This window comes from Holdemania massiliensis, assembly GCF_022440805.1.
GTDB classification, from domain to species: Bacteria; Bacillota_I; Bacilli_A; order Erysipelotrichales; family Erysipelotrichaceae; genus Holdemania; species Holdemania massiliensis_A.
On sequence record NZ_JAKNTK010000001.1, the window covers coordinates 3,162,755 to 3,177,756 of the forward strand.

Below are 15,002 nucleotides of genomic sequence, written 5' to 3' on the forward strand. Positions count from 1 at the left end.
AAATTAACAAATTCAAGGAGGAAGAAGCAATGCAGATTGCGCTCTGTGATGATCAAGCCGAAGATCTAAAACAGCTGACCTATCTGATTGGTACGCAGCATTTTACGACCGCTTTTTCCAGCGGTGAAGCCTTGCTTGTTTCCATGGAAGAATTTCATGAACGTTATGATCTCTATCTTCTGGATATCTTTATGGAAGGGATCAGCGGTTTAGAATTAGCGCGGCAGATCCGTCGTCTTGATCCGGACGCATTGCTTTGCTTTGTTTCAACCAGTGATGATTTTTATCGGGAAGCCTATAATTTATACATCTTTCAATATTTAGTCAAACCAATCAGTCAGGCGCAGATCCACGAGCTGCTGCAGCGTGCTCAAATGCAGATTCAGCTGCAGCGTCAGCAGCAGATCGTTCTTGAAACGCGGGGAAAATCCGTTGTTGTGCCGTATCATAAGCTGATCTTTGTGACCAGCCGCGGACACACGCTGTTGTTTCAGTGTCAGAACAAAGTGATGTATTCGATTCGTGAAAAACTGAGTGTGATCGCAGAACGGCTGGATCCGCAGATTTTCTTCCGCTGCCATCAAAGCTATCTTGTCAACCTGTATTTAGTCGACAGTCTGGATCAGGATGAATTTCTCTGCGGGGAATATCATATTCCCATTTCCCGCAGCTATTTAAGTCAGGCACGCAAATTGTATCACGAAGTTATTTTTAGGAATCTGAAATAAGGAGGCGATCTTGTGGAAAACCTGCGTGATTTTTCAGTGATCTGGTCATTGGTGCACATTCTCCTTATTTTTATGCTGCTAAGCCGTTCACGGTATTCGCTGCGGGTCACAGTTTCGCTGACCTTATGCTTTATGGGCTGCCTGGTCCTTGCCAACACCTTCCTATTGAATACCCTCGGGATTGACGGCATGGGACGGATCTTTGTCCTCACCTGCACACTGCCGACACTGTTGTTTTATTATTGGATTTCGTGTGACCGCGGATGGAAATTTTGTTTTACCTTCTGCCTGGCGGACACCTGCGCCCTATGGCTGTGCATCACGACCAATCTGCTTGATCTTCTGCTTCATGGTCAGCTTTATATTTTATTTATTACGCGGATGATCGCTTTCCCGCTCGCAGAATATGCGGCATTTCGATATTTGCGCAGACCTTATCAGAATCTTCAAAAGACAGTTTCACAGGGATGGGCAATTTTTACATTAATGGCCGTATTGTACTATGCGTTATTGTGCATCATGCCTAATTGGCCCAATCCGATCATCAACCGTCCAGCCGATATTCCTGCTTTAATCTTAGTTTTAGCTGCGATGCCGGCAACTTATTTAACAATCTTTTCAACCCTGCACAGTCAGCTGCTGCTTTTCGAACGCAGTCAAAAGGCTCGGCAGCTGCAAATGCAGAAAGAAGCTGCCGAGCAGCAGTTGGAAAACCAACAAGCTCTTCGCCAGCTTCAGCATGATATGAAAGCGCATCTGATTGTCTTAAACGGATTACTCGGCGAAGCAAGGATCGAAGAAGCGCAGGCCTATCTTCAGGAAATCAACGCTTATGCGATGGATCAGCGTAAAAAGGAATTTTGTGCCGATCCTTATCTGAATGCAGTTCTGCAGCAGTATTCCGATCGTTTTCTGACATTGGGCGCACAATGGGAATATACCTTAAAGTATCAATCCTTTCCTTTAACGCATGCTGAAACTTGTCTGATTTTCTCCAATGCCTTGGAAAATTGCTGCGACGCACTTCAAGCGCTGCCGCCGTCCCTGCGGGAGGTTTCCGTTCAAACAGATATTCAGCAGAATTACGCGCTGATCCGGATTAAGAACCGATGTGGTCAAAAACTCCAGCTGACTCCGCATCAGCTTCCACCCAGCTGCAAAAAAGACAGCGGGCATGGCTTGGGCCTGACTACCATTCAGGACATTGCCCAGCGGCAGGGCGGCAATATTCACTGCTCAGTGGAAAATGGCTGGTTTATTCTTGACGTGATGTTGAAGCTGGAACCCGTCTGTGATCCCCAAGCATCAGCCGATACCACCCTGGCATAAACAAATACCGCAGATTCAGGATCCGCGGTATTTTTTCAGATTGAGCTGAAGCTTCCAAACGCTGTTTTCTTGTTTGCTTTCCAATGCAGTTCAGACTTATTTTTGCAGATCATGGCGCATCGCAGCATAGCCGATCCAGACTGTCCAAACATAGGCGCAGGTCTTCGGAATCATCAGCATTCCGATCAACGGTACCGTATCCGCCCACAAAACAACCGGAATGTAGAAGCCGAAGCTGAGAATGATGGTCAGGCTCATCCAGCGAAAAGCTCGGTCCTGATGCTGTTTAACACTTTGATAAAACAGTACAATAATCAGCAAACCCATCAAAGCAAACGGAATATTGCGGTATATTCCCCAAGCCAGCGGCGCCTCAGCACTGGTCCAGCCATTCTGCGGAAACAGACACAATCCAATTCGTACCATGGCCAACAGATAGACCGTCCACGTCAGACCTTTTTTTCCTGTAACCTGATAACGCTGGCGCCAGACGTAATATAATAAAACATAGAAAATCGTCATCGTGATCGAAGTGATAAATTTGCCGACGCCCAAAGCCACAGTATAATTTTCCAAGCCGGTCGTACACAACGCGATTGCCCGCGGCACTAAGTGGAAGGCATCTCCCGCCCCCAATGTCACCGCCATAATCCCGAACAGAAAATACTGACGAGATTGACGGCCCTGGCGAATCATGAGAATTCCCAGTGTCGTGACCGTACAAAGATAAACAAGATCAAAAACCGTTTCAACAATAGCCTGCATGGTTATTTCCTCCTTTTATGAACATTGTTCATTATAGGTAGAAAAGCTTATTCTGTCAACACCTATTCCGGTTTTATTTTTTCTGTCCGCAGCCTTTTCCCGAGTGAGCATCAGCGTTGACTTATTGAACGAACTCCCCTATAATGAACACAGTTCATATCATGAAAGGAGTGAGATCTTGCCTAAACTTCTGCCTAATTTACGTCAGACTCTGATTGAAAAAGCGATTGAGCTGTCGCGGACTGGCGGCTTGAGCGGCTTAAAACTAAGAGATTTAGCCCGGGAATGCGATATCGCCTTAGGCACTTTGTATAACTACTACCCCACCAAGGACAGTCTGGTGCTCGATGTTGTTCAGCAATTCTGGCAAAATTGTTTTCATCAGAAAACATTTCCGGAAGGCGATGTTTTAGTTAAGCTGGATTGGCTTTATGCCATGATGAAACAAAGCATCGATGAGTTCTCCGCTGAATTTCTGCATGCTGCTTCAGGTTTATCCCCCGCTGCTCTGGAGGAGGCAAAGACCCGCGAACTGCAAGCGCAGACCCACCTGACACGTCAGCTGGCGCTGGCCCTTCAAACCAGCTTTCCCGATGAAACGGAAGAACAGCTCAATGAACGGGCAGCTTTTCTGTTCACCAGCTTGTTAGGCTGTCTGGAAAATCGTGGTTATCAATACAGCTCACTGCGCCGTTGGCTGGAAGCGTCACTGTCCCATCCTTCAAAATAAAAAGGTTAAAAAGAAAGGTATTGAACACAATGAAAAAATTCATCAACACAGCTTTTATCTACGCGCTGTCTGCCATGGCTGCCGGCGTCTTCTTTCGGGAAGCAACCCGAATGCTGAATTATACGGACCGGACTTATTTATCTTTGGCCCATGGTCATCTGTTTATGCTTGGCACCTTGTTTTTCCTGGTCGTCGCTTTGTTAAGCAAATTCATTGATTTTGCTGAAACTTCCTCTTTCCGCAAAGCTTTCGTTGTCTATAATATCGGCTTAGTCTGGACGGTCGTCCTGTTTTTGGTTCACGGCTGGATGCAGCTGCAGGGCATGGAAGTCGGTGCGATGATCGCAGGAATTGCCGGGTTGGGACATATTCTGTGGGGCATCGGCTTAGTCTGGATTTTAAATCTGATCCGTTCCCGAGCCTAAGTCCCAGCCGCTTTTGCTTCTTCAAGATTGAAAGCGAACTTAAAGAAAGAACTTGATCTGCATGCAGGCCAAGTTCTTTTTCTTATGATCCCTTTACTTATTTTTTTGTCAGTTCTGAACTATCGGGCTGAGGCGATCATTGATCCTGCTCATGCGACGAATACCGGCGCAGCAGCATCTTCATATTGGAAAGCATGTCCGTTAAAATCTTATACTCTGCCGGTGTACAGTCTTTCAGATCTTCCCGAAGATCTTGCATATACATCGAAGCCAGTTTCGGTACGCTGTCCAGAATCAGCTCATCCGGCGTAACATTCAGTGCATTGGCAATGCTGACAAACAGCTCCAAACTGACTTTATTCGTCCCTGTTTCTATATGGCTGATCGTGGGTATTGACACCCCTACTTTTTCAGCAAGCTTGGCTTGGGTCAGTTTTGCTTTTTTCCGTGCTCTGCGAACTCGCTGACCTAAAAGGGAATAATCCACATAATCTTTCTTCTCGCTCATATCCACCTCACAAAAATTCTTCTAAATGATTTAACATTATTGTAACTGGATAAGAAAGCGATTATAATAAATCTGAAAGCAATATTTGCTTCACACTTAATTTTATTGAATTTCAGGCTTTAAATAAAGGAGAAAAAAATGTTAGTAACCGCGGCAACCAATGCAGAAGAAGCGTATACACTCTTAAATGAAATTATCGGGATCGGTGATTTTTCCAGTGCTGATCTTGCGGACTTTCTGATCCTGATCTGCAAACAGGTAGGAAAAAAGGAACGCTCCATTGAAAATCTGACTAACGATTTAAAATATGGAAGCTATGATGAGGAAGACCAGCTGGAATTGATCGAGCTGTTATTTCGTGAGCAGACAATCCTTAAGAATCTGACCGAAGTGATCACAGCCACCAAAGAAAAACTGGCGATTTATGAAGCCTTTGAAAACAAATAAGCATGATCATAGCTCCTGATTCCCATCAGCTTTAACCAAAACGCAACGACAAAACAGAACCGCAGTGCTTGGCCCGGCTGCGGCTTTGTTCATTTCATCAAGTCAAAGCCAGCGTGGAATGGGTTACGAACTTGTTCTGTTTTGCTTCTTGATTCAGTGTTACTGACGATAAAAATCGCGGTATTCCTGCGGCCGCATGCCGGTATTTTTCTTAAACAGGACACTGAAATAATCGCGGTTGACAATTCCCACATTGTCTGCGATTTCCGCAATTTTCATATTGGTTTCCATTAGCAGCAGTTTTGCCCGTTCGATACGCAGACGCGTGATATAGGCGCTCAGTGAAACTTTCAAATCCCGGCTGAAGGTTCGGCTGACATAAGCCGGCGCCAGTCCCAGATGATCTGCTGCTTCCTGCAGACCGATTTCACGCATATAGTTTTGTTTGATCCAGGCCAGGACCTGTTGGGTAATCGGGCTCATCCGCTGATAATCGGCTGCGGCTTCCTGATGAATACGGCGCAGCAGCTGCAGCACGTTTTTTTCAGTTTCTTCGACACTGAAATAACGCTCCAGCCGAAACAGCAGCTGAGCGGAGGGGAGTTCTAAGTTCAGCTGATCTTTCAGCTTCATCGTCAGCCGGTTCAGATCATTAATCACTGCGTAAGCCAGATCAAAATTATAGCTTGGCTTCACCTCTTTGCTGAAAAGCTCATGCACAGCCAGCTCCAGCTTTCGCATGTTCTTATCGAAGATCAACAATTCAATTTGTTCAAAAAGCTCCCGAATTCGTTTCCAGTCCCCTTTTCCTTCAGGAATATCCTGCTGCTGGACAACAACCGGGCGCATATCGAAATACGCCATTCGGCTCAGTTTCCGTACTGTTTCAAACGTGGCGGCCAGCGCTGAATAATCGCAAATCCATGGAGAAAGTACGGTAAAATTAGCCAACGAGGAACGTTGATAGCGTTCATCCTTCTGATACTCGGCTTCTAGGATTTCCATAATCCGTCCGGCAAAAGCCAGAATCTCCGCTTCGCTTTTACTGCCCTTTTTAATCAGAAAAGCAATCTGCTTGGAACCGTCATAATTGATGACGGCATGCATCATTTCAATCTCATCCTGCCTGGCCTGATTATGAATTTGGCGAATAAACGCTTCAAAAATCCGTACGAAATCCTTACGGTTCATGTTCAGCTCAGCCGTATAATATTTCTTGGGCAGCCCTGTCAAACAAAGATAAAAGTCATGGAAATCAAAGTTCAGTTCGGTTTCCACTTCATTCATCATCATCCGCAGCTGTTTTTCAGTCTGACCAAACAAGGCTTCATTGACGATCATCGTCCGGCAGAAAATTTCTTTGTTGTAGACTTCCATCCAGCATCCCTCCTGCTTCATCATAGCATATCTTCAGTCAGAATGAATCGTTTTGTAAAGCACGAAAGAAGCCAGCGCCCGCCGACTTCTTCGTTGTCTTTTTATGGTCCAGAATTTATCGTCCTCCAGCACACCATCAAGCCTTACTGATTGATTAAATGCTGAGCAAGCAGACGTCCAAAGGTGATGTCAATGTTGGTCGGTGCCCCGCCGAACAGACCATCATCGGCACATTCGCCAAGCGCATATAAGCCTTCGATCGGCTGGCCTTCGGTATTCATGACCTGCAGTGTATCATTCACCTGGATACCGCCCAGAGTGACCTGGATGCCCGGCTTTACTTTTACAGCATAGTACGGCGCCTGATCAATGCGTGTGTTCATATTGTTAGTACGGCCGAATTCTTCATCTTTACCCTGATCGAAATAACCACGGTATTTTTCTACGGTTGCCGTCAGATTCTCTGCCGGTACGCCCATCTGATCCGCTAACTCTTCCAGGGTTTGGCCTTCCAGGAAGAAACCGCGGTCCTTAAAATCAGCCAGTCGGGATGAAGTATCAACAGACTTCTGATCAAAAACGATATAGGTATAATCGCCTTCCTGTTCGATCATCCAGCGGGACAGCTGTGTGTAATCCGGATAATAATCATTGCAGAAGCGTTCCCCCTTCAAATTGACAAGAATTCCGCCTTCTGCCCGAGCAACGCTCAAACTGTAGCTGCTTCCGTTCTCATCCGTATAGACTGCCGGATTCATCCGCACCACATCCATATTTGTCAGATTGGCGCCGGCTGCCTTTGCCAGCTGATGACCGTCGCCGGTACTGCCGACAGCGGTGGTAAACGGAGTTCCCGCCCATTGAAAAGCATATTCCTTCACCAGATCCTGATTTGCGGCATAGCCTCCGGTAGCAAGGACAACGTGATCTGCATGAATGATCATTTCACCTTCCGGTCCCTTAGCCTTGACACCCACGGCTTTGCCCTGATCCATTAAAATTTCCGTAACCTGTGTTTCTGTCCGAAGATCAACACCGGCTTTTTCACATTCAGCGTTCAGAATCTTGACCAGCATGACGCCCAGCGAACTGCCGTCTGCGATGCCGATCTGATAGTTGGACATCGGACGTGTCAGATTGGCCCCACGCTCATTCAGCCAATCGATGCTGTCCTGACTGTTTTCCAGCAGGCGCTGTAATTGGTCGGCATTGAAATCCGGATTGGAAGCAACCTGTTTGGCAACATAATCTTCGATGCTCAGCCCCATTCCAGCTTCCTTCTGCATTTCTGTATCCACCGCGACGAAGTACGTGGCGGCCAACAGCGTCGCTCCTCCCGGCATTGCTTGCTTCTCCAACAGAATGACTTCCTGACCGTTATTTTGCAGTTCAATGGCCGTCATCATGCCGGCGCCCCCGGCCCCGACAACCACAGTCGTTGTTGTTTCTTCCTTTGTTTCTGCTTCCGGTTGTTGGGATGGGTCTGGTGATTGTGTCTGCGGATTCCCTGCACAGGCGGTCAAACCGAAGCCTAAAAGTAGGGATAATCCAAGGTTGTAAAGTTTTTTCATTTCATTTCCTCCCTGATACCTGCATTGTAGCATTGATAAACTTTACACAAGTTTTGAATTTTTGACTTTTCCCGTGAATTTTTGACTTTCCTTGTCTAATTTTTAATATGAAATGAGCGGCTGCAGTTTCATAAAGGACAACGGGATTTCTTTTGCAGACTGATGTCAGCCGTACAGGAGAGATATCCGAAGCCACAGCTGCTTTAAGACTTCATTCTGCGTTCACTGTGTTTTTGAATTGGATCAAAATAAACACAAAAAAACTGCCTTATCAGCAGTTTATCTTTATCATCATGGTGGACGCTAAGGGACTCGAACCCCTGACCCCTTCCACGTCAAGGAAGTGCTCTCCCAACTGAGCTAAGCGTCCGGTGCTTTAATATATTACCATTGATCCCTGAAAACTGCAACCCTTTTTTAGCTAAAAAAATCCAAAATCGAACATCCCGCAGCGGCCAATTTTCGGATGTTTTCTGGTTTCTAACCAACAGAATTTCATTCAAATTCCCGCTGGAATTCCAAAACGGGTAAAGAAAGTTAAGGTCGGGTATGCTATAATGAAATATCGGAGGCGAACGCATCATGAATCTGCAGTTTTGTGAGTCAATCACGGGAAAGCAGCTGGACGAATTCACCCGTTCCAGCAGCTGTAATAATATATATCAGACCGAAGGCTGGGCCCAGGTGAAAAAGGAATGGTCTGCCAAGTATGTCGGCATGCGCCAGGATGGTGAATTATGCGGTGCAGCGATGATTCTGTTCCGCAGTCTGCCGATGGGCATGAAATTAGCTTATATTCCCCGCGGCCCGATTATGGATTACACCAATTTCGAACAGATGGAATTTTTCTTATCGTCCATTCGGAAGTTTTGTGCAAAACAAGGAGCCGTAGAATGTAAATTTGATCCGTATCTAATCATTGGCAGCTATGAGCTGGATCAAAAAGAAGCCGCCTGGAACGCCCGCAGTCCGATTCCTCAGCAGCTGGCGAAAGCCAGAGCTCATTTTGCGGGCTATACAAAGCTGCTGAGCGAAACCGTACAGCCGCGCTTTCAGCTCTGTTTTCCCTATCAGGAAAATTGGGAGACTGCCTTTCCGAAAAAGACCCGCGAAAAAATCCACAACAGTTTTGCCAAGGGCATCCAGATTGAAGTCTGGGGCATAGAACATGTTCATGAATTAGCGGAAATGATCGAATACACGGAACGGCGCAAGAATATTCACCTGCGCAATGAAGACTATTTCCGTACGATCATGGAAAACTTTGGCGATCAGTCCTGTATTCTCGCGGCTCATCTTCACTGTGATCACGCGCTGGCCCTGGTGGATCAAAAGCAGCAGGGTCTTCGGGATCATCTTCATGAGCTGGATGAAAAGGCGAACAAGAAACGCAAGCAGCTGGAAAAACAGATTGCGGATCTGGATGAGGAAAAAGCCAAGCTGCGCCAACAGGCTGAAGAAGATGGTTCCGACATTCTGGTCAGCGCTCTGCTTTTAGTGCATGACGGCACAACCTGTGAGCTGTTATATTCCGGTTTAAATGAAAAATACCGCCGTTATCTGGCCGCCTACGCGCTGCGCTTCCGCGGCATTCAATGGGCCTTTGAGCAAGGCTGCACACGATTTAACTTCGGCGGCGTGGAAGGCACACTGGACGATGGGTTATTTATCTTTAAATCATCCTTTGTTCCGAAAATCGACGTCTATCTTGGTGAATTCAGTCTGGCCTGCAAGCCGCTACTGTATCCGATCTGGACAAAGTTATTGCCAAAGGTCAAGGAGTGGCGCCGGCAATGGTTAAGGAGGGAATCCCGTTGATGATCTGTAAACCTATCCCAGCTTCACAGCTGGACAGCTTTGTCCGTATTCATCCTTATGGACATTACATGAAGACCTCGATGTGGGCCAAGCTGCAGAAACAGGATCAGCCGCATTTTTACGGTTTCTATGATCAGGATGAACTGAAGGGAACAGCGATGATCCTGGAGCGGAAGCGGCTGGGGATTCATTACTTTTATGTTCCTTGGGGACCGTGTCTGGATTACAGCGATTCTGATCTGAGTGAACAGTGTCTGCGGGGCTTGATCCAACTGGCGGAAAATGCCAAAGTGGATTTTCTGCGGATCGATCCAAATGTACTCAGAATGGAACGGGATATCAAAGGCAATCCGATTGAAGGCGGAGAAAATCATGAGGATGTCACGGCCTTGCTGAAATCACTGGGCTTTGTGCATAAAGGCTACGGTTACGCCTATAACGGCAGCTGGGTCAACCGCTATACGTTGATCATCGACCTTTCCCCTTCACTTGAGGAAATCGTCAAACACTTCTCAAAAGCCCGGCAGAACAGTCTGCGCCGGCATGCGGTGATCGGTGTTTCAACCCGGCTTGGAACGGTGGAAGATATTCCGCAGTTATGTGAATTTGAACGGCAGCTTTCTCAAATTCAGGGCTTTAAGCCGCATACTGAAACTTTCTTTCAAGATCTTCTGGAGGCTTTCGGCGAACATGCCGTCCTGTATGTCACCGAAATTGATCTGGATCAGATGATCAACGGCATCCAGCAGGAAATTGACAGCGGCAAATATCATAAAGATCCCGAAGCGCTGCAGTCCAAGCTCAAAGAAAAAGAAAAAGCCGCGGACTTAAAAGCCCGGTACGGTACAAAACCGGCGATTGCGGCGGGCTTGTTCCTGCGGTTGGGCGAACAGTCGTGGGATCTCTATACCTACAATCATAAAGATTTCAATTTTATCAAAGCGGTGGATAACCTGCATCGCTTCGCAGTGGAAGATATGAAAAATCATGGCGTGCTGCACTATGATATGTGCGGTTTCTCCGGGGTCACCGAGAAATCCGATCCGCATTTCGGCCTTTACGATTACAAGCGTTCTTTCGGTTCGATTTATACCGAACGGATCGGCGAGTTCGATTATCTCCGGCATCCGCAGCGCACCGCCCGTTGGAAAAAAGCGGATCGTTTCCGCCGCCGGGTAAAGCGCAAACTCATCGCCCTGCATTATGGCAAACAGGAGAAGCAGGCATGAGGCCGATCGGCGTGACCTCCGTCACCTTTCGTGAATTGACCGCGCCTGAAATCATCGCACTGGCAGCGCAAACGGGATGTGCGGGCATGGAATGGGGCAGCGATGTGCATGTTCCGGCAGGCCAGCTGGATTGTGCTGAACGGATCAAAGCTCAGTGCCGTCAACATCAGCTTGCGGTTTTCTCCTATGGCAGCTATTACAAGCTGAATCAAGGCTTGAAGCCGGAAGTCGATTTCCAGGCTTATCTGGACAGCGCCGTCAAATTAGGAGCCCCGCTGATCCGGATCTGGGCCGGACGAACAGCCTCGGCTCAGGCGGACGCCGCTTTCTTTGAGCGCGCCGTTGCCGAGACTCAGCAGTGCTGCGATCTGGCGGCTCAGGCTGGGATTGAGGTCGGGTTTGAATATCACCGCAAATCGCTGACGGACAACAGTGTTTCCGCTGTTCGTCTGCTTAACGCCGTGAATCGAAAAAATTGTCGAACCTACTGGCAGCCCAATCCAGAAAAGAGCGCCGAAGAAAATCTTCAGGAACTCACCGACATTCTGCCCTGGCTGGCAAGGGTTCATGTGTTCAGCTGGAACAGCGATAACTCACGCCTGCCGTTAGCGGATCAGGAAAAGGCATGGAAGTGCTGGCTGAAAATCATTCCTGAATCGGTTCCGCTGATCCTGGAATTTGTCAAAGACGATCAGCCAGCACAATTTCAGGCGGATGTCCATACCTTATTCAACTGGTGTTGATAAACTTATGAAACAACCCATTCACAGTTCTTTAAAGTTTATCATAGATATAAAAAAGCTGTAACTTAATTAGAGGATTAATTCAATTGAAGTCCTCTTTTTATTACAGCTTTTACATCATCAAGCTATTCTTAGATCCCTCTGATTTTCAAGTTACATACTTTATACTCAGTTAACTCAACTTGGCATCGGAATGAGTTGAGAAATATCGTTTTCCGCTCGATCCAACCCCTTTTCCATGGGTTAAATCCGTACCGTTTTCCACCGCCATGAACCAGCAAATTGTTTGAACAGCACAGGCAAATTCCAGGTTTTTAAAATGATCGCTCGCTGTTTCAAAGATGAGATCCGTATCATCCAATCCCGCTTGACCAATCAGGAATCCCTGATGAAATTCAGTTTTAACAAATCGAGCCAGAGCCTTCGCGCGTTCGTTTTCCCGTCCGCCATCATTCAGAATCAACAAACAAATCCGATCATTAAAGCTCAACGTTGGTCCATGCATACCATCTTCAAGTTCATAGCCTACAGCATACAGTTTCGGAATTTCCAAAATCTTCAGCGCACCTTCCAGCGCCACACCCCACAAGGAATCACTGCCATATACCGCAAATAAATCAGCGTTCATCAGTACTTTTCCATTCTGTGCAAACCATGTTTCTACCCGCGGAATAATTTCGCCGTAATTATTCATCGCTTTTTTTAGATCAGCAATATAATCCATAACCTGTTCAGCACAAATTGTATTTAAATACTCCCCGATGGATAATCCCAGAAGTTCAAGTGCAATTAAGCTCGCGCTAAACCCCATCGTCACACATAGATATTCCTCGTCTTTCGCCATAGAATTGACATATGCCATGGATTCTGCGGCAAGAAACTTCTCAGTTTCTGAAGAAATGGCAATCGTTACACAGCCTTTTTTCTTCAGACTTAATTGTGCTTCTCGCGTTGTTTGGGATGTCCCTGACTGAGACATAAATATGTATAGATTCTTTGTATCAAAAACCGTGTGGTTATGCAGAAAATCATTTGAAGTCTCAGCCACGGTCCGCCTACCAGTCACCTTTTCCACAAAACCCCGAGCTGTTTTCGCTTCATTTAAAGAACTTCCTGATCCAATTAGGATAATCTCTTTGAAATCAGGTAGATTTTTTTGAATACATTCAATTGCTGCCTGATTATTCATTGCTCGGTTATCAATTAATTTCTGCAGTACAATCGGTGTAGACTGAATCGTTTCCAATAAAGTTGACATTTAAAACACCCCCAAATATTTTCCAATAATGCCTAATAACAACATTGCGTAAATAATCGTTGTCGATTTGATTCCTTTTCTAAGGCACTGCATAACGCCTAGAACCAAAGTTAACGGAACCAGATTTGGAATGATTCCATCAAACAGCGCCTGTAAACTAAACACGGCTCCACCCAAATTGACACTCAGCGCTAATGGCAACTTAACCATGGTACATGTCATCGCTCCCACGGTCATCATTCCTACTATCGTTGCATATTTTGTGATCTTTCTCAACAAACCGCTTTCCGAAAGATCGCTAACCGCGCTGGTTCCATAAATATAGCCAAAGTATGGACCATAATAGCGTGGGAAGAAACAAATTCCGTTATGAATCAAAATCATTAGAATTGGACCCAGTACATTTCCAGTGGCAGCAAAGCCTAGACCAATTCCGGTAGCAATAGTTCTGACAGAACCCCAGAAAATAGAGTCACCGACACCTGCAATCGGTCCCATCAAAGCGGTTTTTACAGCATTGATGCTGGTTGTGTCAAATTCTGGATTTTTAGCAGCTTCCTTCTCCATTGAAGCGGTTAGGCCTGTGACAAATCCTCCACAAGTAGGGGTTGTATTAAAGATCGTAAAATGACGCTTGTATGCTTCAATTCGTTTTTCTTTATCGGGATAAAATCGTTTAATGGCCGGTGTCATAGCATAGACATAAGCAAAGCCCTGCATTGTTTCTGAATTTTGGCTAGTACTTAGCGCTAAGGTGCGAATTGCCATCTGATTTAACATTTTTCTTTCATCGCCAGGTAGTGCCTTCATTTTATCATTAATCATCAAATAAACCTCCTTTTTGAACTTTCTTCGGTTCTTCTTTATTGGTTTCAAAGAAAAGGATCATTGCCAAAACGATACCGAATATCGCTACTGGCAGCAAACCAAATCCAAAATAGGTTACCATTAAAAAGCCTAAAATATAATAAACCGCGGATTTACCTGTCCACATATTTCTAAGCAGCATCGCTACTCCGACAGCAGCAATCATTCCACCTCCCACACTTAATCCATCCATAAATGTCGTTGGGATCATTGCAATTACTGATTCAATTGTATTCGTACCTACTGCCATCAATGCGATAAACACAATAATTGCACGTGGCAACATCATAATCGTTGAATTTAAAACCAAAAACCATTTAAATTTTCTGTCTTCATCCTTTTCAATGAGTTTCATTGCCAGTGGATTGATAAGAATTCTTATCGGATTCAACAAAGTTTTGACCATAATAATTAAGGTTGCAACTGGAATGGCTAAAGCAATGGCTGTTTCAATATTCTGATGATTCAGAATAACAAACGCTGTTCCTATCGCAGTCCCTGACATTGCATCAGGAGGATTGGAATTTCCGATTTGCGCAACGCCGATAAAAACCAGTTCCAACTGAGCACCGCACATAACGCCAGTACGCAAATCCCCTAGAATTAAACCCACTAACGTTCCAATCACTAATGGTCGATCTAACATTGGCTGAGCTAGCCATACATCGGACATCCCTGCCAGGTATACAACCAACGCAATCAATAATCCCTGTACTACCATATTTTTTCTCCTATTCTAATATTTTTTTTACATCTTTAATCTTTTCAGAAGGTACCATCTGATATTCTATTCTTTTCACGTCCTGAAACATTGAAATCAAGTCCTCTGCGTCAGCTTTAGTGATTGGCGTATTGGAATCCAGTTCAATTGTTCCATCTTTAGAAAATACTCGGCCTAAATTCAGATATTGAATTTGGCGAGTTCCTTCTGAAATTCTTCTTGCGTCATGAATGTTCTTCACGAGTAAAAATATCTGCATTTTTTTCGTTTCCGGATTATTAATTAAATCTATCGCTTGAGCTATGCTTCTGATCGCCATTTGAATACCCTCTGGTTTGGACATCTTCAAAGCAAGCTTTGCAATCTCATTTTGCATGATCTCATCATTTGCGACTAGAATCGCATCCGGATTGATCGTATTGACCCAAGTGACTGCTACCTGGCCATGCAGCAGCCTTTCGTCGATTCTACAAATCTTAATCAAGT

16 protein-coding genes and 1 tRNA gene are annotated in these 15,002 nt (G+C 45.6%); 8 read left to right on the top strand and 9 right to left on the bottom strand.

The window, feature by feature from the left end; translation table 11 throughout:
• Positions 1-29: 29 nt before the first annotated feature.
• Positions 30-728, top strand: coding sequence for a LytR/AlgR family response regulator transcription factor (locus MCG46_RS14685; RefSeq protein ID WP_240280632.1), 699 nt, complete (start codon positions 30-32; stop codon positions 726-728).
• Positions 729-740: 12 nt separating this feature from the next.
• Complete coding sequence (locus MCG46_RS14690) at positions 741-2,057, top strand: sensor histidine kinase (protein WP_240280633.1); 1,317 nt, start codon at positions 741-743, stop codon at positions 2,055-2,057.
• Between the two features lie 96 nt (positions 2,058-2,153).
• On the opposite strand, the gene MCG46_RS14695 is transcribed toward MCG46_RS14690, so the two are convergent.
• Positions 2,154-2,822 (bottom strand): hypothetical protein, encoded by a 669-nt coding sequence (locus tag MCG46_RS14695; RefSeq protein ID WP_240280634.1) that lies wholly within the window; start codon positions 2,820-2,822, stop codon positions 2,154-2,156.
• Positions 2,823-3,000: 178 nt separating this feature from the next.
• Between MCG46_RS14695 and MCG46_RS14700 the strand changes: the two genes are divergently transcribed.
• Positions 3,001-3,552 (top strand): TetR/AcrR family transcriptional regulator, encoded by a 552-nt coding sequence (locus MCG46_RS14700; protein WP_240280635.1) that lies wholly within the window; start codon positions 3,001-3,003, stop codon positions 3,550-3,552.
• A 29-nt stretch (positions 3,553-3,581) separates the two neighbouring features.
• The gene (locus MCG46_RS14705) at positions 3,582-3,977 is read left to right on the top strand and encodes a DUF2871 domain-containing protein (protein ID WP_154238392.1); all 396 of its coding nucleotides are present in this window, start codon (positions 3,582-3,584) and stop codon (positions 3,975-3,977) included.
• A gap of 136 nt (positions 3,978-4,113) precedes the next feature.
• Here MCG46_RS14705 and MCG46_RS14710 read toward each other — a convergent pair whose 3' ends face one another.
• The gene (locus MCG46_RS14710; RefSeq protein WP_020224461.1) at positions 4,114-4,485 is read right to left on the bottom strand and encodes a helix-turn-helix domain-containing protein; all 372 of its coding nucleotides are present in this window, start codon (positions 4,483-4,485) and stop codon (positions 4,114-4,116) included.
• Positions 4,486-4,623: 138 nt separating this feature from the next.
• Between MCG46_RS14710 and MCG46_RS14715 the strand changes: the two genes are divergently transcribed.
• Positions 4,624-4,932 carry a hypothetical protein gene (locus MCG46_RS14715; protein WP_240280636.1) on the top strand — a complete coding sequence of 103 codons (309 nt, stop codon included), beginning with the start codon at positions 4,624-4,626 and terminating at the stop codon, positions 4,930-4,932.
• 159 nt (positions 4,933-5,091) lie between these two features.
• On the opposite strand, the gene MCG46_RS14720 is transcribed toward MCG46_RS14715, so the two are convergent.
• The 3 genes from MCG46_RS14720 to MCG46_RS14730 all read right to left on the bottom strand — a co-directional run bounded on the left by MCG46_RS14720 (position 5,092) and on the right by MCG46_RS14730 (position 8,250).
• Entirely contained in the window at positions 5,092-6,309 is a 1,218-nt protein-coding gene (locus MCG46_RS14720; RefSeq protein WP_240280637.1) for a helix-turn-helix transcriptional regulator, read from the bottom strand.
• 143 nt (positions 6,310-6,452) lie between these two features.
• Entirely contained in the window at positions 6,453-7,880 is a 1,428-nt protein-coding gene (locus tag MCG46_RS14725; RefSeq protein WP_240280638.1) for an FAD-dependent oxidoreductase, read from the bottom strand.
• Positions 7,881-8,174: 294 nt separating this feature from the next.
• A tRNA-Val gene (locus MCG46_RS14730) sits at positions 8,175-8,250 on the bottom strand.
• Between the two features lie 212 nt (positions 8,251-8,462).
• Here MCG46_RS14730 and MCG46_RS14735 point away from each other — a divergent pair.
• From MCG46_RS14735 to MCG46_RS14745, 3 genes are read left to right on the top strand one after another with little or no spacing between them, the layout of a single operon-like run.
• Positions 8,463-9,698, top strand: a complete 1,236-nt coding sequence (locus tag MCG46_RS14735) for a peptidoglycan bridge formation glycyltransferase FemA/FemB family protein (protein ID WP_240280639.1) — start codon at positions 8,463-8,465, stop codon at positions 9,696-9,698.
• Complete coding sequence (locus MCG46_RS14740) at positions 9,698-10,927, top strand: lipid II:glycine glycyltransferase FemX (RefSeq protein ID WP_240280640.1); 1,230 nt, start codon at positions 9,698-9,700, stop codon at positions 10,925-10,927. Before MCG46_RS14735 ends, MCG46_RS14740 begins: the two co-directional genes overlap by 1 nt.
• Positions 10,924-11,670, top strand: coding sequence for a sugar phosphate isomerase/epimerase family protein (locus tag MCG46_RS14745; protein ID WP_240280641.1), 747 nt, complete (start codon positions 10,924-10,926; stop codon positions 11,668-11,670). Before MCG46_RS14740 ends, MCG46_RS14745 begins: the two co-directional genes overlap by 4 nt.
• 172 nt (positions 11,671-11,842) lie before the next feature.
• Here MCG46_RS14745 and MCG46_RS14750 read toward each other — a convergent pair whose 3' ends face one another.
• The 4 genes from MCG46_RS14750 to MCG46_RS14765 are packed head-to-tail and all read right to left on the bottom strand — an operon-like array spanning position 11,843 to position 15,000.
• Positions 11,843-12,928 (bottom strand): SIS domain-containing protein, encoded by a 1,086-nt coding sequence (locus MCG46_RS14750; protein ID WP_240280642.1) that lies wholly within the window; start codon positions 12,926-12,928, stop codon positions 11,843-11,845.
• On the bottom strand, positions 12,929-13,753 hold the full coding sequence (locus MCG46_RS14755; protein ID WP_240280643.1) for a PTS system mannose/fructose/sorbose family transporter subunit IID: 825 nt from the start codon (positions 13,751-13,753) through the stop codon (positions 12,929-12,931). It lies immediately after the preceding gene.
• Positions 13,746-14,516, bottom strand: coding sequence for a PTS mannose/fructose/sorbose/N-acetylgalactosamine transporter subunit IIC (locus MCG46_RS14760; RefSeq protein WP_240280644.1), 771 nt, complete (start codon positions 14,514-14,516; stop codon positions 13,746-13,748). The genes MCG46_RS14755 and MCG46_RS14760 overlap by 8 nt, the downstream gene beginning before the upstream one ends.
• 10 nt (positions 14,517-14,526) lie before the next feature.
• Complete coding sequence (locus tag MCG46_RS14765; RefSeq protein ID WP_240280645.1) at positions 14,527-15,000, bottom strand: PTS system mannose/fructose/N-acetylgalactosamine-transporter subunit IIB; 474 nt, start codon at positions 14,998-15,000, stop codon at positions 14,527-14,529.
• Positions 15,001-15,002: the final 2 nt, after the last annotated feature.